The organism is Microbispora sp. H10836, from assembly GCF_012999525.1.
GTDB lineage: Bacteria > Actinomycetota > Actinomycetes > Streptosporangiales > Streptosporangiaceae > Microbispora.
This window is the reverse complement of record NZ_JABBWU010000027.1, coordinates 17042-43653: the sequence shown is the minus strand read 5'-3', so window position 1 is coordinate 43653 and position 26612 is coordinate 17042. Positions and strand designations below refer to the sequence as shown.

Below are 26612 nucleotides of genomic sequence, written 5' to 3'. Positions count from 1 at the left end.
CTGTAGTAACAAGGAGGCGGGCATGGCGCACGCGGTGGTGATCGGGGCGGGCATCGGCGGGCTGACGGCGGCCCTCGCCCTGGCAGGCAAGGGGTGGTCGGTGACCGTCCTGGAACAGGCGGCCTCGATCGAGCCGGTGGGCGCCGGCCTGGCGGTCGCACCCAACGCGCTCAGGGCGCTCGACGTGATCGGCGTCGGCGACGAGGTAAGGAAGCTCTCCGCGATCCAGGGCCGCAGCGGCATCCGGGTGCCGGACGGCCGGTGGCTGTCGCGTACCACCGCGGAGGACGCCACCGCCCGGTACGGCGACCCGATCGTGCTGCTCGCGCGGTCGTCGCTGGTCGGCATCCTCGCCGAACGCCTCCCGCCGGGAGCCCTGCGGGTGAACACCCGCGTCGAGTCGGCCGACCCCGCGACCGGGCGCGTCACCCTGGCGGCGAGCGGCGCGGCGGCGGCGGAGACGATCGAGGCCGACCTCGTCGTGGCGGCGGACGGGATCAGGTCCCGGACCCGCGCCGCCCTGTTCCCCGGGCATCCCGCACCGGTCTACGCGGGCGTGACGAGCTGGCGGGCGATCGTGCCGCTGCGCAGTGTGACCGCGCCGCCGGCCGCCGTGACCGGCGCGTCGGAGACCTGGGGGGCGGGGCCGCTCTTCGGGGTCATGCCGCTCGCGGGCGATCAGGTGTACTGCTACGCCACCGCGCCGGTCCCCGCGGGGCTGCGCGCGGCGGACGAGAGGGACGAACTGCTCCGGCTGTTCGGCCGCTGGCACGACCCGATCCCCGCCCTGCTGGCCGCCGCGGACCCGCAGGCCGTGCTCCGCCACGACGTCCACTGCCTCGACACCCCGCTGCCCGCCTTCCACGCGGGGCGGGTCGCGCTGCTGGGCGACGCGGCGCACCCCATGACGCCCAACCTCGGGCAGGGGGCCTGCCAGGCCATGGAGGACGCCGTCGTGCTCGCCGAGCGCGTCTCGTCACACGAGTCGCCACACGCCGTGGACCCGGCCGCCGGGCTGGCCGCCTACAGCCGGGAACGGCTGGCGCGGACGACACCGATCGTCCGGCGGTCGCGGGCGATCGGCCGGCTCACCCGGTGGCGCAATCCCCTGGCCGTCACGCTGCGCGACGCCGCCATGCGCGCGGCGGGCCGGCTCGGGCCGAATGTCGCGATGCGGCAGTTCGACCCGGTCTTCGACTGGCGGCCCTGAGCGGCGTGGAGCTCAGGCCGCCTCGGACGCGACCACCGGTTCGCCGATCCTGTCCGGCTCGGCCGGTGCGGCGGCGGGCTTGGAATGGTCGGGGGCGAGACGTCCGAGCGTGATCGTCCCGGCGATCAGCAAAGCGGCCGCGAGCAGCGCGGGGATCACCTTGCCCGTTTCTGTGGGCAGCGACTCGCCCAGCAGCAGCGCCCCGGCGGTGACGGAGGTGATGGGGTCGACGACCTGGACCCCGGCGTAGGCGATGCCGAAGTAGCCCACGGCGTACGACTTCTGCAGCAGCACCACGGCGCAGACCAGCAGCACCGGGATGGCCAAGGTAAACCAGTGCAGCAGGTGGCTGAGGTCGCCTTCGAGCCCGCCACCGACGACCCGGACGAACGTGGACACGGTCGCGGTGACCGCACCGGCGCCGACCGCCATCAGCAGCGCCTTCGACGGGCCCTTGAGCCAGCGCGCCGCGGTGAACGTGACGGCGACCACCAGGCCGATGCACGCGATCAGCCCGAGGGCGTCCGCGTCCGACAGGACCGGGGTCACGTTGTGCGCCGGGACCAGCAGCATCAGGCCGAGCAGGCCCGCCGCCACCGCGATCGACCCGGCGATCTCGGCCCGGCGAGGGCGCCTTCCGTGCAGTGTGGCGGCGAGCGGCACCGCGAAGACGAGCGTCGCCACACTCACGGGCTGGACGACGACGAGCGGCGCCAGGCTGAGCGCCACCGCGTGCAGCGACGCCCCGGTGAAACCGATGATGCCGCCGATCCACCAGCGGGGCCTTCTGACGAGCGCGAGGGTCGCCCCCTCGCTCACCGCCTCGAACTGCTGCAGCGCCGCGCCCAGGGCGTACCCCAGCGCGCCGACGAGAGCGATCGCCACTCCCACCCAGGTCATGCGCGCCCGCCGGTGTGTCGAGAAATCACCACGCAAGCTTAGTGGGGCCCGGCGGGCGGCAAAGGAGCCCGCGACACAAGTGGGGCTTTCCGGGCAGATCCCGGGATCCGCGGCGGCGCGGATCCCGGGACCGGAGGACGTGCGGCTCAGCCGGCCGTCAGCACCCCGATCCGGTCCCCGGACAGCGCGAGCTGCTTGACGCCCCCGTCGTGCTCAAGCACCCACCGTCGCCGTCAGGCCAGGGACCAGATCAGGACCTCTCCGGGCACACGCAGAAAAGGTGACCCTCCGGGTCGGCGAGCACCACCCAGTCGCCCGGCTGGAACTCCGGCTTGGTCGCCCCGAGCGCGACGTACTCCTCCACCGCCTTGGCCACGTCGGGCACCCGGAAGTCGAGGTGGAACTGCTTGTCCCCACCGGGCCAGGAGGGGGCCTTCCGCTCGGGCACGCGCTGGAAGTAGATGCTCGTCGTGCCGTCGCCGATCCCGGCGTACTCCTCCTCGGCGTACTGCACGGGGAACCCGGTGATCTGTGAGTAGAACTCGGCGAGCCTCTTCGGCTCGGCGCAGTCGATGGTCACGGCGATGAGCTTCGCGATCGTTGTCATGGCCGCCATCCTGCCGTCTATTCCTGTCAGGGAGTGTCAGGTACCCGCACCACCGGAATCTTCGCCGATAGTGGGACCATGAACCGGGCATGTGGAACCAGTCCGGCAGGCGAGTCGTTGGAGCGGGTGTGGCGCGGGTAGGTGCATGGATCAGGCGGTTCCTGGACAAGCCGGGAAGTGTCGACCTGGCCCCTTTCCAGCGGATCGTCGCCGAGGCGGGCGAACTCGAGAGCGAGGTGGCCCGGCGGGCCGATCTCCGTCCCGCGGAGCCGGATCCCGCCTGGGTCGGCAGCGCCGACTTCTGCGCGGTGATGCGGGAGGCGGCCCGCCGGGCGCTCGGCCAGCGGCCGTACGACGTGCAGCTCGTGGGCGTGCTCGCCATGCTGGAGGGCAACGTCGTGCAGATGGCCACCGGCGAGGGCAAGACTCTCGTCGGCGCCCTGGCCGCGGCCGGGTACGCGCTGCGCGGCGCGCGGGTCCACGCGGTCTCGGTGAACGACTACCTGGCCCGCCGCGACGCCGAGTGGATGGGACCGTTGTACGAGACGCTCGGCCTCACGGCCGGGTGGATCGCCGAGACCTCGGCCCCCGAGGAGCGCCGGGCGGCGTACGCGTGCGACGTCACGTACGGGGCCGTCAGCGAGCTGGGGTTCGACGTGCTGCGCGACCGCCTGCGCACGGACCCGGCCGAGCTGGTCGTGCCCGCTCCGGAGATCGCGCTCGTGGACGAGGCCGACTCGGTGCTCGTGGACGAGGCCCGCGTGCCGCTGGTGCTGGCCGGCACGGCCGACCCGGGCACGGCGCTGCCCGAGATGGCGGCCCTCGTGCGACGGCTGTCGCGCGGCTACCACTACACGATCGACGAGGAGGGGCGCAGCGTCTTCCTCACCCCCAAGGGCACCGACACGGTCGAGAAGGCCCTCGGGATCGACCTCTACGAGCACCCCGGCGTGGTGACCCAGGTCAACCTCGCCCTGCACGCCCACGCGCTGCTGACCAGGGACGTCGACTACATCGTCAGAGACGGCCGGGTCCACCTGATCAACACCTCGCGCGGCCGGGTCGCGGTGCTGCAGCGCTGGCCGGACGGGCTCCAGGCGGCCGTGGAGGCCAAGGAGCACCTGCCGGCGTCGGAGACGGGCGAGATCCTCGACTCGATGACTGTGCAGAGCCTCATCCGCCGCTACCCGCGCGTGTGCGGCATGACGGGCACCGCGATCGCCGTGGCCGAGCAGCTACGGGAGTTCTACGACCTCAGGGTCGCGGTCATCCCGCCCAACAAGCCGTGCGTACGGGTGGACGAGCCCGACCGGATCTTCGCCACGCTGGAGGACAAGGACCGGGCGCTGCTTGAGGAGATCGAGACCCGGCACGCCACCGGGCAGCCGATCCTCGTCGGCACGCTCGACGTCGCCGAGTCCGAGCGCCTGGCCGGGGCCCTGGAGGCCAGAGGGCTGAGCGCGACCGTGCTCAACGCGAAGAACGACGCCGAGGAGGCGCAGATCATCGCGAAGGCCGGCCGGCGCGGCGCGATCACGGTCTCCACTCAGATGGCCGGGCGCGGCACCGACATCCGGCTCGGCGCCGGCGACCCCGGCGAGGAGCAGGAGGTCGCCGGTCTCGGCGGGCTCTACGTCATCGGCACCGGCAGGCACGAGAGCAGCAGGCTGGACGACCAGCTCCGCGGCCGGGCGGGACGGCAGGGCGACCCCGGCGGCTCGGTCTTCTTCGTCAGCGGCGAGGACACGCTCCTCACCGCGTACGCGCCGGACCAGTCGCTGCCTCGGGCCGGCCGCGACGGCGTCGTGACCGGCGCCGACGCCGCCGGGCTGGTGGCGCACGCCCAGCGCGTGGCCGAGGGCGTCAACCTGGAGATCCACCGCAACACCTGGCGCTACACGCGGCAGCAGGAGGGCCAGCGGGCGGAGGTGCTGGACCAGCGCGACCGCGTCCTGCACGGCGACACCGGGGCGCGGGCCCTGGAGCAGGCCTGCCCGGAGCGCTACCGCGAGCTGTGCGAGGAGGCGGGCCGGGAGGCTGTCGAGCGGGCCGCCCGGCAGATCGTGCTCTACCACCTCGACCGTTGCTGGACCGAGCACCTCGGCTTCCTCGCCGACCTGCGCGAGGGCATCCACCTGCGGGCCCTCGGCCGGCTGAACCCGCTCGACGAGTTCAACCGCGAGGCCGTTCCGGCCTACCGGGCCATGCTCGACGAGGTCGAGCGGCGTTCCAAGGAGACCTTCGAGAAGGCCGACGTCACCCGGGACCTCGCGGAGCAGGGCCTCAAGCGGCCCACGGCCACCTGGACCTACCTGGTGCAGGACAACCCGTTCGGCTCGGAGTGGGACCGCGTGCTCAAGCGCGTGGCCGGGACGCTCAAGCGCAAACGGTAGAGGGCCGCGGCGCGTCCCTATCGCTCGCGGTGGCGGCCCGCATGGTGGGCGTGCGCGGGGCGGCTCAGCACGGCCTTGGCGCCGACGGCGACGAGCGCGCACACGACGATCGCGACCGAGAACGCGGGGACGGCCGCATCTTCGAGCTGCCCGTCCACGGCCGACGCCGGAGTGAACGCCGGGGAGGCCGTCGCCTCACCGGTCCTCGCCGCCTGCACGGTCTTGGCGGCGGTCTTGGCGGCGGTCTTGGCGGCGGTCTTCGCGCTGGACGCGGGCGCGGGGGACGCGGCGCCCTTCCCCGCTGTCGTGGCCGAGAAGGGGAACATCCCGGCCCCGGCCGCCTGGATCCGCGTGGCGGGCTCGGCGGGCATCGCGGGGGCCACGGACGGGGCCACGGACGGGGTCGCGCCGCCGGCCGCCGCGGAGGCCACGGGCGCCACGGAGGCAGCGGGGGCGGCGGGGGCCGGGCTCTCCTTCACGCCAGGTGTGGACGCGGGAGCGGCGTCCCGGGGCGCGGCGGGAGCCGCGGAGGCAGCGGGCGCCGCGGGAGCCGCGGAGGCAGCGGGCGCCGCGGTGGGACACGGCGGCGGGGGCTCCGCGTGGTCCCTGACGCCGTACGCGCCCGTCGAGAACGGCTTGGGCGCGCCCGTCTTGCCGAGGCCCTTGCCCCACTGGGTGATCACGTACTTCACCGGGATGTGGCCGAGGCCGCCCGCGTCCTCGACGGTGAGCGAGTCAGTGTTCCAGGTGCCGCCGGTGAGTTCGGCGAACGTCTTGCCGTCGAGGTCGAGCATGACCCCGCTGCTGGAGGGCACGCCGGGGCCGCGGTCGCCGACGAAGAAGTCGGCCTTCTTCCCCTTGTAGATCACATAGCCCTTGGTGCCCATCGGCCAGCTCGGGCTGGCGGCCAGGCCCTTCTGCATCGGCTTCCCCGACGCGGGGGCGCCGGTGTCGCCGTTGATGCCCGACCCGTCGTCCCAGAAGTACGACGCGGTCGTCTTGCCGGAGTAAAGGACGGTCTCGCCGTCGGCCGTGGGGCAGCCCACCGCCGGGATCGCGGGCGCCTGCGGCGCGGGCGCGTCCGCCGCCTCGGGTTCGGCGGGCGCCTCGGCCGGCTCCGGTCCGAGGACGTCGCTCACGACGGTCGCGATGTCGGCGTGTGTGTGCTGGAGGCCCGCCGGGGCGGGGCGGGCGGGGGCGTCCTGCCCGTGCGGGGACACGGCGGTCGCGTGGTGCGTCTCGCCCTTCGCCGGGCTCGCCTGCTCCCGGAGGGCATCGTTGTGGGGGTCCGCGTAGCTGGAAATGGGGGATCTCCTGACTGGTCACGGTCGGGTAACCGGACACTAAACCAGGAACACCCCAAATCTCGACATTGCAGACAAAAGTTTTACTTTCTGGACGAACTTCCCATCAGGCAAAGTCAGATGTGGACGCGCCCCCCTTCCGGGGGGCTGGAGGGAAGGAGGGCACGCCACGTACCGGGATCAGGACGCGGCGGGCGGGCTCGCGCCCGGCCCCTAAGGAGGCCCGGGTGCCGTCGCCGTCGCTGATCGGGGACGCCCCGGTGGAGCGGTCCCGGGCGCTCCGGGTCCGGCCGACACGCAGGCCGGCGGACACGCGCCGGACCGAAGCGTCGTCAACGAGACCGGCCAAGGCAAGCGACGAACCCGTCACCCCCGCCGAGCTGGGCATACGAGCTGGGCGTACGGGCCGGGCACGGCTGAAATTTTCAGCCGCTACGCCTGTTCGCCGCGCAGGACGGCGGCGGGGATCGGGATGGCCGGGAACGGGTTGTCCGGCAGGAGGATCAACCGGCGCGGCGCGGCCCGCTCCGCGGCCTCCAGATGCAGCAGGGCCGTCCCGATGCCCGCGGCTCCCACCATGTATCCCGTGTCCGCCGTGACCTCTCCGGGCCGCAGCCGCCGGTACGCCTGGTACCAGCGGAAGCCGGCGTCGTCGCCCGCGGTCGCCCGCCCGATCAGGTCGATCGCGAGCGTGCGCGCGAAGTCGAGGTACGGCCCGTGCCCCGTGGCCGCGTACAGGCCCACGAAGCAGTCGATCAGCCCGGCGCTGCCGCAGCACAGGCAGGCCACGTCCCAGTGGCCGGGCGGCCGTGACCCGGGCACCCCGCTCTGCACGATCCCGTGCGCGAGCCGTTCCACCCAGTCGAGATCACCCGGGTCGCCGGTGACCCGGTGCAGTTCGTAGAACATCCGGGCCACCCCGGCGGAACCCGAGCAGAAGCCGAGGTAGTTGAGCCTGCGGCCCTGCGGGAGGTGATGCGGCACGAGCGCGCACTTGTCGGTGACCACGCTGACCGTCCGGACGAAGTCGGCGCCCCGGCGGGCCGCCGCGAGGAACCGCTCGTCGCGGGTCACGCCGTACAGGCGGGCGAGCAGGAAGGCCGTGCCCGCCGTCCCGGACAGGAACCCGGGGGTGACGGCGTCCACGGGCAGGTCGGGGCTGGCGTCCGCGCCGAAGCGGTGCCCGGGGACGACGAGGCCCGCGATGCGCTCCCCCGCCTCGATCGCCACCTCCTCGTACGCCGGGACGCCCAGGATGCCCGCCGCGTGCAGCAGAGCGAGCACGATCCCCCCGTCGCCGCGCTGCGCCGGGTCCCCTGTCCAGCCGACGCCGTCGCCCAGCGGACGGGCGTCGCGGACGAGGCGGTCGGCGGCGGCTCGGGCCGCCCCGAAGACCTCCTCGTCGCCGGTGGCCCACCCCGTCTCCGCCAGCACGAAGACCGTGCCCGCGAGCCCGTGGTAGAAGGTCGGGTCACGCTGCTCCGGCCAGGTGGCGGCGAGCCTGCGGGCTCCCGCGAGCGCGTCCCGCAGGTACGCCTCGTGGCCGGTGGCGGCGGCGAGTTCGAGGAAGAACAGCACGACGCCGGCCGCACCGGCGTAGAGGGAGGAGGCGTCACCGGCGCCGGACGACCGCCCCCGGGGATCGGGGTTGGCCCGCCATCGCCGCCCCAGGTCGTCGTCGACCTCCGCCGACCGCACCCAGCGCGCGGCCGTGACGGCGGCGGTGATAGGGCTCTCTCGGGGCCAGGCGCTCATCACCCCAGTCTCCCACAAAGCTGGTAGGAAATTAAGGCTACCACTCTTACAAACGAGAGCCTACGGGGAGTCGTACGCCGATCACACCGTCGGCGCGGGAACGTCGGGGTGGCGTGCCGTGACAACCGGGGCCGGCGGCGGCGCGGACGGGAGTCCGAGCAGTGTCCTGGCGTGGGCGATCGCGGCCGGCGTGTCCGGGAAGACGAGCCCGTCGCGGCGGAGGTGATCGGCCACCCCGAGCCCGCTGAGGACCTCGTCGTGACCCGGCCGGATGCCCGACAGCAGCACGGTGATCCCTCTGCCCTCCAGCCGGGTGATCACGTCGCCGAGGACGCCCGCACCGGTGGCGTCGATCGTGGACACGCGCGACATGCGCAGGACGACCACCCGCACGTCGGCGACCTCCGACAGCTCCAGCAGGAAGCGGTGGGCCGCGCCGAAGAACAGCGGTCCGTCGAACCGGTAGGCCACGATGTGCTCGGCCAGCAGGCGCCGTTCCTCGTCGCCGTGGTCGCCGGTCTCCAGCGGGACCTGCTCGATCTGGGCGCTGCGCGCGACGGCCCGCAGGGCGAGCACGATCGCGACGCCGACGCCGACCGCGACGGCGGTGACGAGGTCGAAGACGACGGTCACGGCGAAGGTGAGGACCATGACCGCGGCGTCGCCCCGGGTGGCCCGGGCGATCGCGCGCAGCGACCCGACCTCGACCATGCGGACCGTCGTGGCCAGCAGCACCCCGGCCAGCGCCGCGAGCGGGATGCGCCCCACCAGGCCGCCCGCGCTGAACACGATGACGGCCAGCACGACGGCGTGCGCGAGGGCGGCCAGGCGTGAGCGCGCGCCCGAGCGGACGTTGACGGCGGTACGGGCGATCGCGGCGGTGGCGGGGATGCCGCCGAAGAGCGGGGAGACGACGTTCGCCAGGCCCTGCCCGAACAGCTCACGGTCGGGGTCGTGGCGCTCCCCCACGCTCATGCCGTCGGCGACGGAGGCGCACAGCAGGCTCTCCAGCGCCCCGAGGGCGGCCACCGCGAGGGCCGCCGGGAGCAGCGACGTGATGGCGCCCGCGTCGAGGAAGCCCATCGACGGCGCGGGCAGCCCGGCCGGAAGGGTCCCGATGCGGGCGACGTCCAGCCCGGCGACCTCGGCCACGACCGTGGCCGCCACGACCGTGAGGAAGGAGAACGGCACCGCCGGCCGCCATCGCGCCCCCAGCAGCATGGCCCCCGCGACCACGAGCGCCATCACGATCGGCACCGGACGCGGGTCGCGCGCGAAGTTCGCGACCGCGTCGCCGGCCGCCTGCCACACCCGCTCCCCCTCGCCCTTCACGCCGAGCGCCGCGGGCACCTGCTGCAGCGCGATCACGACGGCGATGCCCGCCGTGAAACCTTCGATGACCGGGGTGGGCATGTAGCGGGCGTACCTGCCGACCCGGGCCAGCGCGAGCACGACGAGCACGATCCCGGCGAGCAGGCCGACCGCGAGAACGCCGCCCGGGCCGTGCGTGTGCACGATCGGCACGAGGACGACGGTCATCGCCCCGGTGGGGCCCGAGACCTGGAGGTTGCTGCCGCCGAAGACGGCGGCTATCGCGCCCGCGACGACCGCGGTCGCCAGGCCGGCCTGCGCGCCGAGACCGGATCCGACCCCGAAGGCCAGCGCGAGCGGCAGGGCCACCACCGCGACCGTGAGACCGGCGATCAGGTCCCGGCCGGGGCTGCGGCGGGCCGGTCGCCAGTCGGCGGGCGAGGGCAGCAGCCCCGCGACCCGCCCGTACAGCAGTCTGGCCGCGCCGGTCACTTCGCCGCCTCCGCCTGGAGCTCGGCCAGCAGCTCACCCTGACCAGTGATCATGTCGGTGAGGATCCGCCGGGCCGCCGCGAGCAGGTCCACCACGTCGGGGGTGGCCAGCGAGTAGACCACTGTGCCCCCCTCCCTGACCGCGCTCACCAGGCCGGTACGGCGCAGCACGGCGAGCTGCTGGGACAGGTTCGACTGCTCCACCTCGATCTCGCCGAGCAGTTCGCGGACCGGGCGGGGGCCGTCCCGCAGGAGTTCGAGCACGCGGATGCGCACCGGGTGTCCTAAGGTACGGAAGAAGTCGGCCTTGGCCTGATAGAGGGGAACGGGCATCGGGGTCACTCCGCCTCTCCCGCCGCCTCCAGGCTGATCCCGTGGTCGGCGGCCAGCCGCTTCAGGTTGTCCAGCCGGCCGGAGGCGATCTGGACTCCGTGCTCGTCGCCGGCCTCCCGCGCCCGCCGCAGTTCCTCGCGCGTCTCCCCGAGCCGGGCGCGCAGCTCCGCCGTGAACTCGTGCATGTCGTCCTCTCGTCCGTCCGGCGAGGACAGCATATTCCAATATGAAGAATTCTTCAATTCGTCACACACCCGGAGGGGGCGGGCTCAGGCGGGGCGCGGTGCGAAGGAACGCTGGTCGCGCCGCAGCGGATGGCCCTCGGGGATCTCGACCAGCACGATCGGCAGTCCGTCGGGATCCTCGATCCACATCTCAACCAGCCCCCACGGTTCGAGCCGGGGCGGCCGGGACACCGGCACACCGGCCTCCACCAGCCGGTCGTACTCCTTCTGGACGTCGCGCACCTGCATCCAGATCGCCGTGCCCGGCTCCACGGCGTCCGCGCCGCGCGGGGAGACCTCGAGGAGCCCCTGCCCCAGGAAGAACATCACCCCGGGGTCCTCGGCCGTCCCGAACTCCCGGCTGACGGCCAGGCCCAGGACCTCCCGGTAGAAACGGCGACTCTCGGCCCGATCGGCCGGCCGCAGAAGTATGCGGCTGCTCAGCACTTCCATGTGACCGTTGTGCCCATTCGGGGCATGCGGGTGAAGGACGGATTGGGGCAAGCGGCGGCCAAGGCGTGCACGGGCCTTTCGGCCCCTCCGGAAGTGACGGACCGCCGTGCCGCCGGAGGGATGGGAACGGCAGACTGGTCGCCGACGCCCGCTGAGGATCATTTTGGAGGTCCGCATGACTGAAGACACCGCGCCCGCCGGCATGCCGCGTCTGGACAGGCTCGACCGCGAGGAGTGCCTGCGGCTGATCTCCCCGGGCGGCGTGGGCAGGATCGCGTTCAACAACCCCAGCGGGCCGGTGATCCTGCCGGTCAACTACACCGTCGAGCAGGGCGCCGTGCTGTTCCGCACCGCTCTCGGCGGCCCGATGGACGCCGACCTGCGCACCGGGGTCGAGGGGGCCGACTTCATGGTGGCCTTCGAGGTCGACCAGATCGACGAGAGCACCCGGGAGGGCTGGAGCGTCCTCGTCCGCGGCGGGGCCCACCATGTGACCGGCGACGTGAACACGACGGTCGAGACCTGGGCGGGCGGCGAGCGCGAGCTGTACATCCGGATCGCGCCCGTCGAGATCAGCGGCCGGCGCATCCAGCGCGGATAGTCGCGTCATGGACGCCTGGGTCGTGGCCCGGCCGGGGCCGGTGGCGACGCGGCCGCTGGAGCGGGCCGTGCTGCCGGACCCCGTGCCCGGGCCCGGGGAACTGCTGGTCCGGGTCGAGGCGTGCGCGGTCTGCCGCACCGACCTGCACCTCGCCGAGGGCGACCTTCCCCCGAGACGGCCCCGTACGGTTCCGGGGCACGAGGTCGTGGGACGGGTGGCGGGGCTCGGCCCGGACACGGCGGGGCCGCCGGTCGGCACCCGGGTGGGGGTGGCCTGGCTGCGCTCGACCTGCGGCCGGTGCCACTACTGCCTGCGTGGCGCGGAGAACCTCTGCCCGGCGTCCGCCTACACCGGGTGGGACGCCGACGGCGGCTACGCGGAGCTGCTGACCGCTCCCGCGGCGTACGTCTACCCGCTGTCTGAGGACACCCCGGCGGAGACGCTCGCGCCGCTGCTGTGCGCGGGGATCATCGGATACCGCGCGCTGGTCCGCGCCGACCTGCCGCCGGGCGGGCGGCTGGGGATCTACGGGTTCGGCGCCTCGGCCCACCTGACCGCCCAGATCGCGATCGCCGAGGGCGCGACGGTGCACGTGATGACGAGGTCGGCGGCGGCCAGGGAGCTCGCGCTCCGGCTGGGCGCGGCCTCCGCGGCGGGCAGCGCCGATCCGCCGCCCGAGCCCCTGGACGCGGCCATCCTGTTCGCCCCGGTGGGCGACCTCGTGCCGGTCGCGCTGGGCGCGCTCGACCGGGGCGGCACGCTCGCGGTGGCGGGGATCCACCTCACCGACATCCCGGTGCTGAACTACCAGCGCCACCTGTTCCAGGAGCGGACGTTGCGCAGCGTCACGGCCAACACCCGCGCCGACGGGCGGGAGTTCCTGCGGCTGGCGGCCCGTCATCATCCACGGGTCACCACGACGCCCTATGCCTTCGACGCGGCCGACCGGGCCCTGGCCGACCTGGCCGCCGACCGGGTCGAGGGAGCGGCCGTCCTGCTCATGGACAGGTGACGGGCGGCACCGGCTCCAGATGGAACAGGCCGCCCTTCACGTCCTCGATGTCGGCGGACGGACGGGGCGTCCTCCCGGCCAGCGCCATCAGCACGTCGGTGGTGGTGACCAGGCCCCGCAGGATGTCGTCCGGCCCGAGCACGGGGACCGCGCCGCAGCCGGAGTCGGCCATCAGCGCGGCGATCTCGGAGAGCGGGGTGTCCGGGGCCGCGCGGGGACACCGCATGCCCCGCACGAGCGTGCGCACCTGCGCCCGGGACTGCTCGGCGGGTCCGCCCGACCAGTTGCCGGCGATGTCCTCCCGCGCGAGGACGCCGACGAGCCGGCAGTAATCGTCCACCACCGGCAGATGATGGACTCCGGCCCGCCACATCAGCTCCCACGCCATCAGCGGCGACTCCTCCGGCTCCACCGTGACGAGCGTCCGGGTCATCACCTCGGACGCCGTCATGGTCTCGACGCTCATCACTTCTCACCACCTTCCGCCGGACCGGTCCCCCACGGCCCGCCCGCGGAGACGACCCGGCTCACGTCGTCCGTCTCGTACGTCATGGAGGACTCGACGTCCACCACGCCGTCCACCTGCCAGACCTCGTCGATCAGGGCGCGGAGCTGGGACCGCCGCTCCACGCCGCCGTCGAGGTGGACGATCCCGTCCTCGACCCGTACGGCGCACTGCCGCGAATAGCGGGCCACGACCTCCAGGACGTCGTCACGGATGTCCTCCCCCGGCCGGCAGAACGCCCTGATCAGGTCCGACTGTTTGACCAGCCCGGTGATGCGGCCGCTCTGCCCGTCCACCACCGGAAGCTCCTTGATCCTGTTGCAGTGCATCAGCCAGGCGGCCCGGCGCAGCGGGGTGTCCTCGGTGACCGTGATCGCGGGGCTGGTCATGATCTGGGAGACGGTGCGGCCCCTCGCCTTCCTGCGCTCCCTGCGGCGGGACGGGCCCTCGATGAACAGGTCGCCGGGCCGCCGGTCCAGGTCCTTGAGCAGCAGGTCCTCGTCGCTCACCATGCCGATCACGCGCCGGTCCCCGTCCACGACCGGTACGGCGCCGACATGGAACCGGCACATGGCGGTGACCACGTCGCTGAAGGAGGCCGTCGCCTCGACCGCCACCACGAACCTGTTCATGACGTCCCGGACGGTCATCGGCATGGCGTCCTCCTTCGTCTCCCCCAGCCTTGGCCACGACCGGCGGCGGGGCGACCGGCGAACGTCACCGCACTGTGGGACCTATGTCCCGGGAGTGCCATCTGTCAGAGGTCCGCCAGTACCGTGTGAGATGTGCAGAATGCCGCGATCCTTACCGTCGACGACGACCCTTCCGTCTCCCGGGCGGTGGCTCGTGACGTCCGCCGCCGATACGGCGACCGCTACCGCGTGATCCGGGCCGAGTCCGGCCCCAGCGCGCTCGACGCGCTGCGCGAGATCAAACTGCGCGGCGAGCAGGTCGCCGTCATCCTGGCCGACTACCGGATGCCCCAGATGAACGGCATCGAGTTCCTCGAGGCCGCCATGGACGTCTTCCCGCTGGCGCGCAGAGTGCTGCTGACCGCCTACGCGGACACGGACGCGGCCATCAACGCGATCAACATCGTCGACCTCGACCACTACCTGCTCAAACCGTGGAACCCGCCGGAGGAGAAGCTCTATCCGGTGCTGGACGCGCTGCTGGAGTCCTGGCTCGCCGCTCCCGTCGTGACGATGCCGGAGACCAAGATCGTGGGCCATCGCTGGTCGGCGCAGTCGTTCGCGGTGCGCGACTTCCTGGCCCGCAACCTCGTGCCGTACCGCTGGCTACGCGCCGACGAGGCCGAGGGCGCACGGCTGCTGGCCGCCGCCGGGATGAGCGAGACGGACGTGCCCGTGGTGATCACCACGGACGGCAAGGCCCTGGCGCGGCCCACGGAGGCCGATCTCGCCGCGCACGTCGGCATGGCCACCACCCCGGCCTCGGAGGTCTACGACCTCGCCGTGATCGGCGCGGGCCCCGCGGGCCTCGGCGCCGCGGTGTACGGCGCGTCCGAGGGGCTGCGGACCCTGCTCGTGGAGCAGCGGGCCACCGGCGGGCAGGCCGGGCAGAGCAGCCGCATCGAGAACTACCTGGGCTTCCCCGACGGGGTCTCCGGCGCCCAGCTCACCGACCGCGCCCGCAGGCAGGCGCTGAAGTTCGAGGCGGAACTGCTCACCACCCGCGAGGTCGTCGGCCTCGACCGCAGCGGCTCGGCCACCCTGCTGCGCTTCGGCGACGGCACCGCCGTGACGGCGCACACGGTCGTGCTGGCGACCGGGGTGTCGTACCGGCTCCTGGACGCGCCCGGCCTGGCCGACCTGACCGGCCGGGGCGTCTTCTACGGCGCGGCCGCCACCGAGGCACCGAGCTGCGCCGGCGAAGAGGTCTACATCGTGGGCGGGGCGAACTCGGCCGGGCAGGCGGCGGTGTACTTCTCCCGGTTCGCCCGCAAGGTGCACATCCTCATCCGGGGCGACGACCTCACCCGGTCGATGTCGCGCTACCTGATCGACCAGATCGAGGCCATTCCGGCGATCGAGGTCCATCCGCGCACCCAGGTGGTCGGCGGCGAGGGCCGCGACCACCTTGAGCGCCTGATCCTGTGCGACGGGCGGACCGGCCGGACGACGTCCGTGCCGGCGTCGTGGCTGTTCGTCTTCATCGGGGCGGAACCGCGCACCGACTGGCTCGGCGACGTGGTCGCCCGCGACGGAAGCGGCTACGTGCTGACCGGCTCCGACCTGCTCGCGGACGGCCGCCGCCCGCCCGGGTGGACGCCCTCCAGGGACCCCTACCACCTGGAGTCGAGCATGCCCGGCGTCTTCGCGGCCGGCGACGTGCGGGCCGGTTCGGTCAAGCGGGTCGCCTCGGCCGTGGGAGAGGGCGCCATGGCGGTCTCGCTCGTGCACCGCTATCTGGAGGACAGATGACCGACCAGCCGAGTGAGCCGACCCTGTCGCCCGGCGAGCTGCGCACGCTCTTCCTGTTCGAGGCGCTGAACGAGGCGCAGCTCGCCCGGCTGTCGGAGGCGGGCCGGGTGGAGCGGCGGCTCGCGGGGAGCAGCGTCTTCCAGGAGGGCGAGCCGGCCACCTGCTTCTTCGTGCTGCTGAGCGGTGCGGTCGCGATGAGCAGGCGGGTGCAGGGCGACGAGGTCGAGGTGAGCCGCACTGACCAGCGCGGCGTGTACGGCGGCGCCACCCAGGCGTACATCACCGGCGAGTTCTCCCAGCTCTACCTGAACACGCTGACCGCGCTCACCGACGCCGAGTTCTTCGTGCTGCCGGCCGAGGTCATCGGGGCGTGCGTGCGCGAGTGGTTCCCGATGGCGATGCACCTGCTGGAGGGGTTGTTCCTCGGCATGCGCGCCACGCAGACGATCGTCGGCGAACGGGAGCGGCTGCTCGCGCTCGGCTCGCTGTCGGCCGGACTGACGCACGAGCTGAACAACCCGGCGGCCGCCGCCGTGCGCGCCACGTCCGCGCTGCGCGGGCGGGTCGCGGGCATGCGGCAGAAGCTCGCCATGATCGCCGACGGGCGGCTGGACGGCAGCCAGCTGCACGACCTGGTGGAGCTGCAGGAGGACGCGGTCAAGCGCGCCGCGTCCGCCCCCGAGCTGTCCCCGCTGGCGCGGTCCGACGCCGAGGACGCGGTGGCCGACTGGCTGGACGACCACGACATCGTCGGCGGCTGGGACCTGGCGGCGACGCTGGTGGCCGGGGGCGTCGACGCGGCCTGGCTCGACCAGATCGCCGGGGCGGTGGGCGAGGACAACCTGGAGCCGGCGGTCCGATGGCTCACCTACACCGTCGACACCGAGCTGCTGATGTGCGAGATCGACGACACGGTCAACCGGATCTCCGGTCTGGTCGCCGCCGCGAAGCAGTACTCCCAGCTCGACCGCGCCCCGCACCAGACCGTCGACGTGCACGATCTGCTGGACGCCACGCTGACCATGCTGCAGGGCAAGATCCCCGAGGGCGTGCGCACGGTCAAGGAGTACGACCGGTCGCTGCCGCCCATCCCCGCGTACGCGGCGGAGCTGAACCAGGTGTGGACCAACCTCATCGACAACGCGCTCGGCGCGATGGACGGCGCGGGCACGCTGACCCTCCGTACCCGGCGGAAGGACGGCCACCTGATCGTCGAGGTCGGCGACACCGGCACCGGCATCCCGCCCGAGGTCCGGCCCCGCATCTTCGAGCCGTTCTTCACCACCAAGCCCGTCGGTGAGGGCACCGGTCTGGGCCTGGACATCTCCTATCGGATCGTCGTCAACAAGCACCACGGGGACATCCGGGTGGAGTCGCGCCCCGGCGACACGAGGTTCCGGGTCTACCTGCCCATCGCGGCCTGAAACCGGCCGCGCCGGCCTGACCGTACAGTTGGGGGCATGGGCATGGTCAGCACCGTGGGTCTCGTCCTGCATCCGCAGCGCGACTCCAAGGAGGCGATCGACACGATCGTCGAGTGGGCGCGCAAGCGGGACGTCACGGTGCTCGGGCTGCCCGACGAGGTGGGGCGCATCGACTGCAGCGCGGTCTCGGTGGACGCTCCGACCCTGGCCAGGCGGTCCGACCTCCTCGTCAGCCTCGGCGGCGACGGCACGATGCTGCGCACGATGCGCCTGATCGCCGGGCGGCCGACCCCCGTCCTCGGGGTGAACCTGGGACGCCTCGGCTTCCTCGCGGAGATCGACGTGGACGAGCTGGCGCCCGCGCTGTCGGCGATCGACGAGCACAGATACACGGTCGAGCCGCGCATGGCGGTCCGGGCGACGAGCCACGACGGCCGGATGGTGACGGCGTTCAACGACATCGCCCTCGTGCGCATCCCCGGCGACGGGCTCGCGGCCGTCGCCGTCTCCGTCTACGGCGAGCCGTTCGTCCGGTACGCCGCCGACGCCGTGATCGTCTCCACCTCCACGGGGTCCACCGCGTACAGCTTCTCGGCCGGCGGCCCGATCGTCTCCCCGACCGTCGAGGGCTTCCTCGTCGTCCCCGCCGCCGCCCACTCGGCGTTCAACCGGGCGCTGGTCCTGTCGGCGGACGAAGAGGTGACGCTCGACGTGCTCTCCACCAGCGGACAGCTCGCGCTGGAGGTCGACGGCACGATCGGCGGCCACCTTGGCCCCGGCGACCGGCTCACCGTGACCGCGCTGCGCGCCGCCGCCCGCGTCGTACGGCTCGGGACGACCACCTTCTACGAGCGGGCCCGCCGCAAGCTGCGCGTGAACGGCAGCGTCGAGGTCGACTGAGCCGCCCTCCGGGACTGATCAGGGGGACGGCGTGGGCGCCCACAGGCCCGCCGCGGTTCCGTCGCGCACGTGCCCGCGATAGGTGACCACCTTGCCGTGGATGACGGCGAGGCTCGCGTTCAGCTCGGCGATCCGCGCTTCGACGGCCCGCTCGTGCTCCTCCAGCAGGGCGAGGCGCTCGGACTCGTTGCCCGGCCCCGACCGGACGAGCCCGGCGAACCTGCGCAGCGTGGCGATGGACATACCGGAGTCGCGCAGCCGGTTGCACAGGACCAGCCACTCCACGTCCGCCGGGTCGTACACCCGCCGCCCGCCCGCCGATCGGGGGATCGGACGCAGGAAGAGCCCCTCGCGCTCGAAGAAGCGCAACGCGTGCACGCTCAGCCCGGTCGCCTCGGAGACCTGCCCGATGGACAGGGCATCCGTATGCCTGGTCATCCGGCGAGCGTACAGCTTGACCTAGAGCACGCTCTAGTTCCTAGCGTCCTCCCCATGACGGCACAGCACAGGATCGGCAGTGGTTTCGGCGCCCGCAGCACCGCGCGCGAGGTGCTCACGGGAATCGACCTGTCCGGGCGGACGGCCCTGGTCACCGGGGGACACTCGGGGCTCGGCCTGGAGACGACGCGGGCGCTGAGCGCGGCGGGGGCCCGCGTGATCGTCCCGGCGCGCAGACCGGCGGCGGCGAGGGAGGCGCTGCGCGACATCCCGCGTACGGAGACTCACGAACTCGACCTGGCGGACCTGCGCGGCGTCCGCGTGTTCGCCGAAACTCTCGTGGAGACCGGCAGGACCATCGACCTCCTCATCGCCAACGCCGGGATCATGGCCTGCCCGGAGACCCGCGTCGGCCCGGGCTGGGAAGCCCAGTTCGCGGTCAACCACCTCGGTCACTTCGCCCTCGTCAACCGCCTGCGCCCGGCTCTGGCCACCGGGTCGCGGGTCGTGTCGGTGTCCTCGGGCGCTCACTTCGCGTCCGGGATCCGGTGGCACGACATCCACTTCCGCGACGGGTACGACAAGTGGGCGGCCTACGGGCAGTCGAAGACGGCGAACGTCCTGTTCGCCGTCCGCCTCGACGCGCTCGGGGCCGCCGCCGGCGTACGGGCCTTCGCCCTGCACCCCGGCAGCATCCTCACCCCGCTCCAGCGGCACATCCCCCGTGCGGAGCAGATCGCCCTGGGCTGGGTCTCTCCCGGCGGCACGCCGGCGGAGGACTTCAAGACGCCGGAGCAGGGCGCGGCCACGACCGTCTGGGCGGCGACCTCCCCCCTGCTCGACGGTCACGGCGGGGTCTACTGCGAGGACTGCGACGTCGCCGAACTCGCCACCGGCGACACGACCGGCGGACGGGTCGCGCCGTGGGCGGTCGACCCCGGGGAGGCGACCCGGCTCTGGGACCTGTCCGCCGAGCTCACCGGCGTCGACGCGTTCTCCTGAGGCGCGCTTCGCCTCCTCCGGCGGCGGGCGGCGCGTCGTGACGGGCCGCCCGCCGCCGTGACGGCGGGAGGACTACAGCAGGTTCTCGATCTCGGCCAGTTCCTCCGGCGTGAGCGGGGGCGCGTCGAGGGCCGCGATGTTCTGTTCGAGCTGCCCGACCGAGCTGGCCCCGACCAGCACGGACGTGATCCGCCGGTCGCGCAGGATCCACGACAGGGCGAGCTGGGCGAGCGTCTGGCCGCGCTCGTGTGCGATCTTGTTGAGGCCGCGCAGGGACTCCAGCAGCTCCGGGGTGAGCCGGTCGCGCGTGAGGAAGTGGCCGATCGCCATCCGAGAGTCGGCCGGCACCTCGCCGTCGAGGTAGCGGCCGGTGAGCAGGCCCTGCGCCAGCGGCGAGTAGGCGATGCAGCCCGATCCGGCCTGCTCCAGCGTGTCGAGCAGCCCGTCCTCCACCCAGCGGTCGAGCATCGAGTAGCGCGGCTGGTGGATCAGGAGCGGGGTGCCCAGCTCGCGCAGCACGGCGGCGGCCCGCTCGGTCTGCTCGGCCGAGTAGTTCGAGATGCCCACGTAGAGCGCCTTGCCGGAGCGCACCGCCGTGTCGAGGGCGCCCATCGTCTCCTCGATCGGGGTGTCCGGGTCGGGCCGGTGGGAGTAGAAGACGTCGACGTAGTCGAGGCCCATGCGGCTCAGCGACCGGTCGAGGCTGGCCAGCAGATACTTGCGCGACCCCCACTCGCCGTACGGGCCGGGCCACATGTCGTAGCCCGCCTTGGTCGAGATGAACAACTCGTCGCGATAGGGCAGGAAGTCCGCGCGCAGGTGGCGGCCGAAGTTCTCCTCCGCCGAGCCGTACGGCGGGCCGTAGTTGTTGGCCAGGTCGAAGTGGGTGACGCCGAGGTCGAAGGCCCGGCGCAGGACGGCACGCTGCACGTCGAGGGGGTGACCGTCGCCGAAGTTGTGCCACAGGCCGAGGGAGATCTCGGGAAGCAGCACCCCGCTCCTTCCGCTGCGCCGGTACCGCATGTCGTCGTACCGGGTGGGGGCGGGGGCGTAGGGGTTCGGGATCATCCGCGACCTTTCCTCGTGCGACCGTGGCCCGTCCTTTGCCCGGGCCTTGCTCCAGCAGTACCAGGAAACCGCACGTGTCAACGGCCGGGCAGGCGGGGGCGGCCGGACGCCGAGGGCCGGCGGGGTGCGGGCCGGGCAGGTCAGAGCGGGGGTGCTCCGCCGCGTGCCGTCACCGTACGCCTCTCGGCCGGAACTGGACGCTGATGCGGGCGCCGATCACCTTGGCGGACTTCGGGATCGCGTGCTCCCAGGTGCGCTGGCAGCTCCCGCCCATGACGATGAGGTCGCCGTGGCCCAGCTCGTGCCGCAGCGTCGGGCCTCCCCCGCCGCGCGGGCGTAGCAGCAGCGGGCGTGGCGTGCCGACCGACACGATCGCGACCATGGTGTCCTGCGTGCTCCCGCGCCCGATCGTGTCGCCGTGCCAGGCGACGCTGTCCCGGCCGTCCCGGTACAGGCACATGCCCGCCGTACGGAACGGCTCGCCGAGCTCCTCCTCGTAGTGGGCGTTGAGCAGGTCCCTCGCCTCGGCCAGGACGGGATCGGGCAGTTCTTCGCCCTCGTCGTAGAACTTCAGCAGCCGCGGCACGTCCACGACCCGGTCGTACATGTGCCTGCGCTCGGCGTGCCAGGGCACCGCGTCGAGGAGGCGTTCGAAGAGCGCGTCCGCCCCCTCGATCCAGTGTGGCCGGACGTCGATCCAGGCGCCCCGGTCGAGCGGAGTGCGCCGCACCGACGAACCGAGCGAGCCGACATGAATACCCTCGCCCAGTCCGGGAACCCCCTCGCCCAGTCCAGGAACACAGTCCAGCAGCGACGCCTGAAAAGCCCTCATGGCCCCAGCATATTCAAACATTCATTCGATCATGCCGGGGCCGGAGGGATGGTGCCATCTGGTCACAGCAGGCGGACGGGACAGCCCAGCTCGCCGCCCACGCGGTCGAGCAGGACGGCGAAGCCGTCGCGCGTCCGCGGTCCGAAGCGCCGGAAGAACCCGTTGGCCAGGGGAACCCCCCAGCGCAGACGCTCGGCCACGTTGCGGACCCGGTGGACCAGCAGTGTGCCGGCCGGATCGGGGGCGAGGCGGTATTCACCGCGGTACCACCAGCCGCCCTGCACGGCCAGCCGGTCCGGGCCCACCTCGACCGTCATCGTGTGCGCGGGCGCGGCGAGCACGAACCGGTCCGGTCCGCCCGTGAGCGTTCCGCCGTGCTCAGCCAGCAGGAAGCAGTTGTGCCGCCCCACCTGCCCCGGCCGTACTCGCAGGATGAGGCCGGCCACCCGGTCGACCGGCGCCTCGACGACGCCGCGCACCTCGCACAGCAGGGTCCCGGCAGACGTCGTCACGGCGCACCGATCCGCGTGTTCTGGAACGACGCGAGGCGCCAGCCGTCGCCCTTCCTGACCGCGGTGAACGTCATGATCGAGTCACGGCCCGGATCGGACCCGCCGTCCGGCAGGGACGATCCCCCGGTCGTCACGACCAGCGCCACGTCCGGGCTCAGGAGGCGGATCCTCCGCAGCGGCGCCGCCGCGGCCGGCGCGACCAGCCGGGACCCCTTCAGCGGACCCTCGAACAGAGCCCGGTGGCTGTCCTCGATGGCCCGGCGGCCCTCCATGCGCGCCCCGAAGTACGTCACGTAGTCGGCGTCCTCGGTGAACAGCCCCGCGAAGGCGGCGGCGTCCCCGTCGTTCCAGGCCGCGGTCAGCGCGTCCAGCAGGCGGCGGACGTCGTCGGACACGGTTTCCACCACGGTCTCGGACATGGTTGCGACTCCTCTCGGAAGACCGCGAAGCCGCCTATCCTTCTGAGTGCGAGCCCTGATCGGCCGCTTCGCGGTGGTCGGGTCGGGCGCCGGCCGGATGTTGGCGCATCCGGCCGGCGCTTCACTGCCGGTCGAGCTGTCCGGCGTTCGTCTCGGTGCTCCAGGCGATCCGGCCGGATCGGATCTCGGCGAGGGTCGCGCGGACCCACTCCAACTCGGCGGCCTTCATCGCCCGGTCGTAATCCACTTCGAGGACCAGCACGCGCGGCAGGCCGGAGCCGCCCAGCGTCTCGATGTGCGCGTCGGCGGCGACGATCGCGCCCTCCAGCGTGGCGGCGCGGGTGCTCAGCGCCCGCTCCGCCTCGGGGACGGGAAGGCATCCCATCAGGGACACCGCGGCCAGGAAGACCTTGGTGTCGCCGTCCGGCTGTTCCAGCAGACGGCGCAGCCGGGAGCTCAGCTCGGCCCGCCCCTCCTCGGTCACCCGGTAGACCGTGCGTTCCGGCCGGCGACCCTCCCTGCTGGTCTCGACCGGAGCGATGAGCTCGTCGCGGGCCAACCGGTCGACCGCGTGGTAGAGGCTGCGCGGCAGGCCGCCGATGTAGTCCTTGTGCGTGTCGATGACGAACCGGTGCAGCTCGTAGGGGTGGGCGGGCCGCACGGACAGCAGGGCGAGCACCGTGAGCCCGACCAGATCCCTGTCCGCCCGCCCCATCACTCCCCCATCGCCTTATTGCAATCCGCACTATAGCGAGACGCAATGCGATGGGGAACCCCCCTGCGCCGAGGCACACCGACGGCGCCGGTACGGCCCGTGATCCTCGACACCCCCGGCCTCGCGCACGGAGATCGAGTCGAAGGGACACACCCCAATAAGTCATCATTTGAGAGGAATTGTCGCATTGCCATTTGTTGCCGAACAGATATTTACGGTGGTAACCATTCACTGACGGAAACGCGTCCAACACCGTTACACCAATGGTCGGCAAACAACCCGAGCCGCCGCGAGGAGAAGGTGCACCCGATGACCGATCAGACGTCCGACGCCCTCGTCACACCCGATGCCACTCAAGCCCCCCTCGCACATGAGGGCGACGTTCGCGGGACCCGGAAGACGCCCGCCACCCCCCGGACCATGCCGAAATGGGAATCCGAGGCGCGCACCCGCATTCGTACGGCGATACGCCGGTACGGCAAGCCCCTCAGCGATCTCATCGCCCGCGACGCCAACGAGGGCGACACCCGCCTGCTCGTCACCGATTTCCTCTGCGAGGGGCTGGGGTACGACAAATACGAAGATCTGACAACCGAATACCAGGTAAAAGGCGAATTCGCCGACTACGGCATACGCGTGGACAAGCAGCTGGCCGCGTTCATCGAGGTCAAGCGGTGCACGCAGAAATTGGGCGTCAAACACCTGCGGCAGGTGCAGATGTACGCGGTGAACGAGGGCGTCGAATGGATGGTGCTGACGAACGGGCAGGTGTGGCAGGTCTACCGCCTCACCGGCGGCCTCCCGGTCGTCGTCGACCTGGCTCTGGAGGTCGACCTCCTCGACGAGGGAGGGCTGAGCGGGAAGGCCGACGCGCTCTTCTACCTCAGCAAGGAGGCGTTCAAGCGCCGGCTGATCGACGACCTGTGGAAGGCCCGTGCGGCGACGGCGCCGAAATCTCTCATCCGCGTTCTCCTCACGCCCGTGATCCTCGACGCCGTACGGAAGGAACTGCGGCGGCAGACGGGACACAATGCGGACGAGAAGGAGATCGAGCGCATCCTCCAGGCGGAGGTCCTCAGGCCCGATCTCCTCGCCTGAACAGCGGAGGGCAGGGGCGGATGGATCTGTTGCAGATCAAGTTCTGGGAAGCGGGCGACTACCGGCCGGGCACTAAGGGGCACGAACGCCGGTGCGGTTGGGGCGGTTCGTCATGCCCGTCGCCTGCTGAGTTCACCGTCACCGATCGCGCAGGCGCCAACAATGGCGCCTGCGCGGTCCACGTCGTCCACTACATCAGGGACCGTCTGCGGCACGGCCGCTGACCGCGCCGGCGGCCCCCGTCACCCGGTGGGCGCGGGGTCGGCGGCGACCGCGGCGGTCAGCTCGGCCTGGGCCGTCAGCGCCGCGGCGAGGGCCTCGGGGTCGTCGGCGTCGAGCGTCATCGCGCATCCCCTGCGGATCGCGTCGAGGTTCACCGGCCCGCGCCTGGTCGCCCACCAGCGGCCGACGTCCGACCGCCAGATGATCCAGCCGGCGTGGTCTCGTGCGATGTCCTCCAGCGTGGTCATGTCACCCATCTCCAACGGCTGCTCGCGGAAGTGGGCCAAGCTAAGCGCTTTTGAAGCGGTTGGAGTATCAGCCAGAGGACGTCCAATCACAGCCAGTAGCCGCGCGAACACAGAATCTCCCGTAGTGTCGGCGTGTCACGCTGACGCAGTGTGCTGGGGGTGCGACATGCCGGCCAACCACCGCCATCCGCAAAATCGCCGGCTCGCGTGGGAACGCCTGCAGCGCGGGTGGTCCTACGAGGAGCTGTGCGAACGCATTCGTACGTCCATGCGGTCGTGCGACGAGAAGGACACCGGCCTGACGGCCAACACGGTCAGGCGGTGGGAAACCGGCGAGCGGTGGCCGGATCCGCGCTATCGCAAGCATCTGGTGACGATTTTCGACAAGCCCGCGAGCGAACTGGGACTGCTCACCCCCGACGAGATGGCCATGCGGCCGGTCACGGAGGTGGTGGACGAGATACGGAGGCTGCTGAGCATGATCGCCGCAGACGGCATCGACCGCTCCACGTTCCTACGGGGGCTCTTCGGCGCGGGCGTGCTCGCCCCGCTCCTCGGTGAGGGCGGCGAGCGTCTTCCCGCGGCGGTGGAACGCGGGCGCGGAGTCGACGCCGAGTCGGCCGAGGCGTTCGCCCGGGTCGTCGACAAGCAGGCCGCCCTCTACTGGACATCGCCCCCGGACGACATCTTCCAGGCGTCGGTCGCGCACACGCGGCTCGGCATGAGCCTGCTGCGGGGGGCCCCGGAGGGGGCGGTCCGGCACACGCTGGCCGAGGCGGCCGCGCGCTCGGCCCTGCTGTCGGGCCGGGTCGCCTTCTTCGACCTGGACGACGGCCCCACCGCGGCGCGGCTGTACCGGATGGCCCTGTCGGCCAGCCGGGAGTGCGGCGACCACCCGCTCGCCGCCGCCGTGCTCGCCCACGCGGCGTTCGTGCCAGGGTTCGAGGGCAACCGCACGGACGCCCTGGGCCTGCTGGACGCGGCGTTCGCGCACGCCTGGCACGGCGTCGGCCCGCTGACCAGGGCGTGGCTCCACTGCGTGGCGTCGGAGATCTCGGCCCGCTGCGGCGAGCCGAAGGAGTGCATGCGCCACATCGACCGCGCCGACCACATGGTCGACGCGAGCGGCGACGACCCGTCCTGGCTGGACTTCTTCGAGCGGGCCAGGCTCGACGGCTTCGCCGGCTACAGCGCGCTGACGGCGGGCAACCACGAGGAGGCGGCCCGCCGGCTGCGCAAGGCGCTCGACGACCTGGGACCGAACGGCGGCAAGCAGCGTTCGGTGCTGCTCGCCGACCTCGCCGCCGCGCACGCCTCCACCGACGGCGACCAGGCCGCCGAGCATCTCCGGGAGGCGGTCGACGCGCTCGAGGACCAGTGGTACGCGATCGGGCACGACCGTGTCCGCGGCGTTCTGAAGGTCCTGCCGTCCGCCGCGGCCACCCGGGCGCTGGACGAACGGCTGGTCGGCCTCGGCCGCGCCAGGCACCCCGAGCTCACGATGTGACGCGGGCCCCCGCCCGCCACGCCGCGCGCAGCGCCTCGATCTCCGCCGGAGAGCTCTCACGGGCGATGTACGGGATGTCCAGCAGGTGTCGCGTCGCGGCGGTGGACAGGCGCTCGCGCACGACGGCGGAGTCGTCGAGCACCTGGCGGTACAGCGACGCCCCGTCCATGCAGAAGACGTCCACGAGCGCGATCCTCCCGTCCACCGCCCGGCGGACGTTGCCGTGGTTGAGGTCGATCCCGTCCCACCAGGGCGTCCGGGCCCGCCACTCCTCGTCCACCGTGAGGGCGGTGCGCCGTACGGCGTCGAACGCCTCGTCGCCCTCCCCTTCGCGCCATCGGCGGGCCACCTCCGCCGCCTCCTCCGGCGCGGCCGGGGCCAGGAACTCCAGCACCGTGAGCGAGCCGCCGCCGTCGAGTGCCTCGGCGAACGCCACGTGCGGCAGGTACGGATTGCCGGGGCAGCGGCGGCACAGTTCGAGGAAGGCCGGATAGGCCGGATCGAACGGGCAGATCCGCGCCGCGAACAGGCCGCGGGGCGAACGCAGCCCGACGGCCCAGTCGCCCACTCCGCAGGGCGTCCAGCCGAGCCTGGCGAGGCCGGCCAGCGCCTCCCGGTGGTCCACCGCACTCCAGTCCCGGCCGAGCAGCGGCGTGATGTCGGCATCGTGATCGAGCTTCACCC

The 26612-nt window shown here is 72.6% G+C and carries 29 protein-coding genes; 11 read left to right on the top strand and 18 right to left on the bottom strand.

The genetic code is table 11. The features are described from left to right. The first annotated feature begins 22 nt into the window (after positions 1–22). Positions 23–1210, top strand: a complete 1188-nt coding sequence (locus tag HHX30_RS35160) for an FAD-dependent monooxygenase (RefSeq protein WP_169987790.1) — start codon at positions 23–25, stop codon at positions 1208–1210. Between the two features lie 12 nt (positions 1211–1222). On the opposite strand, the gene HHX30_RS35155 is transcribed toward HHX30_RS35160, so the two are convergent. Continuing rightward, on the bottom strand, positions 1223–2110 hold the full coding sequence (locus tag HHX30_RS35155) for a DMT family transporter (RefSeq protein ID WP_169987788.1): 888 nt from the start codon (positions 2108–2110) through the stop codon (positions 1223–1225). 250 nt (positions 2111–2360) lie between these two features. Next, entirely contained in the window at positions 2361–2717 is a 357-nt protein-coding gene (locus HHX30_RS35150) for a VOC family protein (RefSeq protein WP_169987786.1), read from the bottom strand. Between the two features lie 89 nt (positions 2718–2806). On the opposite strand from HHX30_RS35150, the gene secA2 reads away from it, so the two are divergent. Further along, positions 2807–5110 carry an accessory Sec system translocase SecA2 gene (secA2, locus tag HHX30_RS35145; protein ID WP_169987785.1) on the top strand — a complete coding sequence of 768 codons (2304 nt, stop codon included), beginning with the start codon at positions 2807–2809 and terminating at the stop codon, positions 5108–5110. 17 nt (positions 5111–5127) lie between these two features. On the opposite strand, the gene HHX30_RS42200 is transcribed toward secA2, so the two are convergent. From HHX30_RS42200 to HHX30_RS35115, 6 genes are all read right to left on the bottom strand, one after another. Continuing rightward, positions 5128–6330 (bottom strand): hypothetical protein, encoded by a 1203-nt coding sequence (locus HHX30_RS42200; RefSeq protein WP_396706401.1) that lies wholly within the window; start codon positions 6328–6330, stop codon positions 5128–5130. Between the two features lie 516 nt (positions 6331–6846). Continuing rightward, a complete protein-coding gene (locus HHX30_RS35135; protein WP_169987783.1) occupies positions 6847–8169 on the bottom strand; it encodes a lanthionine synthetase LanC family protein in 1323 nt (440 codons plus the stop codon). Between the two features lie 81 nt (positions 8170–8250). Next, positions 8251–9972, bottom strand: a complete 1722-nt coding sequence (locus tag HHX30_RS35130; RefSeq protein ID WP_169987782.1) for a SulP family inorganic anion transporter — start codon at positions 9970–9972, stop codon at positions 8251–8253. Next, on the bottom strand, positions 9969–10304 hold the full coding sequence (locus HHX30_RS35125; RefSeq protein WP_169987780.1) for a helix-turn-helix transcriptional regulator: 336 nt from the start codon (positions 10302–10304) through the stop codon (positions 9969–9971). Before HHX30_RS35125 ends, HHX30_RS35130 begins: the two co-directional genes overlap by 4 nt. 5 nt (positions 10305–10309) lie before the next feature. Then, on the bottom strand, positions 10310–10489 hold the full coding sequence (locus HHX30_RS35120; protein ID WP_169987778.1) for a hypothetical protein: 180 nt from the start codon (positions 10487–10489) through the stop codon (positions 10310–10312). An 84-nt stretch (positions 10490–10573) separates the two neighbouring features. Continuing rightward, positions 10574–10981, bottom strand: coding sequence for a VOC family protein (locus HHX30_RS35115; RefSeq protein ID WP_169987777.1), 408 nt, complete (start codon positions 10979–10981; stop codon positions 10574–10576). Between the two features lie 175 nt (positions 10982–11156). Between HHX30_RS35115 and HHX30_RS35110 the strand changes: the two genes are divergently transcribed. Both HHX30_RS35110 and HHX30_RS35105 read left to right on the top strand, forming a co-directional pair. After that, entirely contained in the window at positions 11157–11582 is a 426-nt protein-coding gene (locus HHX30_RS35110) for a pyridoxamine 5'-phosphate oxidase family protein (RefSeq protein WP_169987775.1), read from the top strand. Between the two features lie 7 nt (positions 11583–11589). Beyond that, entirely contained in the window at positions 11590–12594 is a 1005-nt protein-coding gene (locus HHX30_RS35105; RefSeq protein ID WP_169987774.1) for a zinc-binding alcohol dehydrogenase family protein, read from the top strand. On the opposite strand, the gene HHX30_RS35100 is transcribed toward HHX30_RS35105, so the two are convergent. Together HHX30_RS35100 and HHX30_RS35095 are read right to left on the bottom strand one after the other, a co-directional pair. Further along, positions 12581–13060: an HPP family protein gene (locus tag HHX30_RS35100; protein ID WP_169987772.1), complete on the bottom strand. Its 480-nt coding sequence runs from the start codon at positions 13058–13060 to the stop codon at positions 12581–12583. The genes HHX30_RS35105 and HHX30_RS35100 overlap by 14 nt on opposite strands. Continuing rightward, on the bottom strand, positions 13060–13755 hold the full coding sequence (locus HHX30_RS35095; RefSeq protein ID WP_169987770.1) for a CBS domain-containing protein: 696 nt from the start codon (positions 13753–13755) through the stop codon (positions 13060–13062). The genes HHX30_RS35100 and HHX30_RS35095 overlap by 1 nt, the downstream gene beginning before the upstream one ends. Positions 13756–13884: 129 nt before the next feature. On the opposite strand from HHX30_RS35095, the gene HHX30_RS43550 reads away from it, so the two are divergent. Genes HHX30_RS43550 through HHX30_RS35080 form a run of 3 tightly spaced genes read left to right on the top strand, consistent with a single transcriptional unit; the run spans position 13885 to position 17867 of the window. Further along, the gene (locus HHX30_RS43550; RefSeq protein WP_169987767.1) at positions 13885–15543 is read left to right on the top strand and encodes an FAD-dependent oxidoreductase; all 1659 of its coding nucleotides are present in this window, start codon (positions 13885–13887) and stop codon (positions 15541–15543) included. Further along, complete coding sequence (locus HHX30_RS35085; protein ID WP_169987766.1) at positions 15540–16967, top strand: ATP-binding protein; 1428 nt, start codon at positions 15540–15542, stop codon at positions 16965–16967. Before HHX30_RS43550 ends, HHX30_RS35085 begins: the two co-directional genes overlap by 4 nt. Before the next feature lie 36 nt (positions 16968–17003). Then, positions 17004–17867 carry an NAD(+)/NADH kinase gene (locus HHX30_RS35080; RefSeq protein WP_249350770.1) on the top strand — a complete coding sequence of 288 codons (864 nt, stop codon included), beginning with the start codon at positions 17004–17006 and terminating at the stop codon, positions 17865–17867. A gap of 18 nt (positions 17868–17885) precedes the next feature. On the opposite strand, the gene HHX30_RS35075 is transcribed toward HHX30_RS35080, so the two are convergent. Beyond that, positions 17886–18305, bottom strand: a complete 420-nt coding sequence (locus HHX30_RS35075) for a MerR family transcriptional regulator (RefSeq protein WP_169987764.1) — start codon at positions 18303–18305, stop codon at positions 17886–17888. 54 nt (positions 18306–18359) lie between these two features. On the opposite strand from HHX30_RS35075, the gene HHX30_RS35070 reads away from it, so the two are divergent. Continuing rightward, positions 18360–19307, top strand: a complete 948-nt coding sequence (locus HHX30_RS35070) for an SDR family NAD(P)-dependent oxidoreductase (RefSeq protein ID WP_169987762.1) — start codon at positions 18360–18362, stop codon at positions 19305–19307. Between the two features lie 72 nt (positions 19308–19379). Here the strand turns inward: HHX30_RS35070 and mgrA are convergent, their stop codons facing one another. The 5 genes from mgrA to HHX30_RS35045 all read right to left on the bottom strand — a co-directional run bounded on the left by mgrA (position 19380) and on the right by HHX30_RS35045 (position 22853). Continuing rightward, the gene (gene mgrA, locus HHX30_RS35065; RefSeq protein WP_169987760.1) at positions 19380–20375 is read right to left on the bottom strand and encodes an L-glyceraldehyde 3-phosphate reductase; all 996 of its coding nucleotides are present in this window, start codon (positions 20373–20375) and stop codon (positions 19380–19382) included. Between the two features lie 169 nt (positions 20376–20544). After that, entirely contained in the window at positions 20545–21207 is a 663-nt protein-coding gene (locus tag HHX30_RS35060) for an alpha-ketoglutarate-dependent dioxygenase AlkB (RefSeq protein ID WP_169987759.1), read from the bottom strand. Between the two features lie 62 nt (positions 21208–21269). Further along, positions 21270–21719 carry a hypothetical protein gene (locus tag HHX30_RS35055; protein WP_169987758.1) on the bottom strand — a complete coding sequence of 150 codons (450 nt, stop codon included), beginning with the start codon at positions 21717–21719 and terminating at the stop codon, positions 21270–21272. After that, positions 21716–22138 carry an SgcJ/EcaC family oxidoreductase gene (locus tag HHX30_RS35050; RefSeq protein ID WP_169987757.1) on the bottom strand — a complete coding sequence of 141 codons (423 nt, stop codon included), beginning with the start codon at positions 22136–22138 and terminating at the stop codon, positions 21716–21718. Before HHX30_RS35050 ends, HHX30_RS35055 begins: the two co-directional genes overlap by 4 nt. A gap of 121 nt (positions 22139–22259) precedes the next feature. After that, positions 22260–22853, bottom strand: a complete 594-nt coding sequence (locus HHX30_RS35045) for a PadR family transcriptional regulator (protein ID WP_169987756.1) — start codon at positions 22851–22853, stop codon at positions 22260–22262. Positions 22854–23273: 420 nt separating this feature from the next. Between HHX30_RS35045 and HHX30_RS35040 the strand changes: the two genes are divergently transcribed. Next, complete coding sequence (locus HHX30_RS35040; protein ID WP_169987755.1) at positions 23274–23951, top strand: type I restriction enzyme HsdR N-terminal domain-containing protein; 678 nt, start codon at positions 23274–23276, stop codon at positions 23949–23951. A gap of 20 nt (positions 23952–23971) precedes the next feature. Then, positions 23972–24175 carry a hypothetical protein gene (locus HHX30_RS35035; protein ID WP_169987754.1) on the top strand — a complete coding sequence of 68 codons (204 nt, stop codon included), beginning with the start codon at positions 23972–23974 and terminating at the stop codon, positions 24173–24175. An 18-nt stretch (positions 24176–24193) separates the two neighbouring features. On the opposite strand, the gene HHX30_RS35030 is transcribed toward HHX30_RS35035, so the two are convergent. Then, the gene (locus HHX30_RS35030; RefSeq protein ID WP_169987752.1) at positions 24194–24421 is read right to left on the bottom strand and encodes a hypothetical protein; all 228 of its coding nucleotides are present in this window, start codon (positions 24419–24421) and stop codon (positions 24194–24196) included. A 166-nt stretch (positions 24422–24587) separates the two neighbouring features. Between HHX30_RS35030 and HHX30_RS35025 the strand changes: the two genes are divergently transcribed. Next, the gene (locus HHX30_RS35025) at positions 24588–25928 is read left to right on the top strand and encodes a helix-turn-helix transcriptional regulator (RefSeq protein ID WP_169987750.1); all 1341 of its coding nucleotides are present in this window, start codon (positions 24588–24590) and stop codon (positions 25926–25928) included. Here HHX30_RS35025 and HHX30_RS35020 read toward each other — a convergent pair. Further along, on the bottom strand, positions 25918–26610 hold the full coding sequence (locus HHX30_RS35020; RefSeq protein ID WP_169987748.1) for a hypothetical protein: 693 nt from the start codon (positions 26608–26610) through the stop codon (positions 25918–25920). The two genes, HHX30_RS35025 and HHX30_RS35020, sit on opposite strands and share 11 nt — an antisense overlap. Positions 26611–26612: the final 2 nt, after the last annotated feature.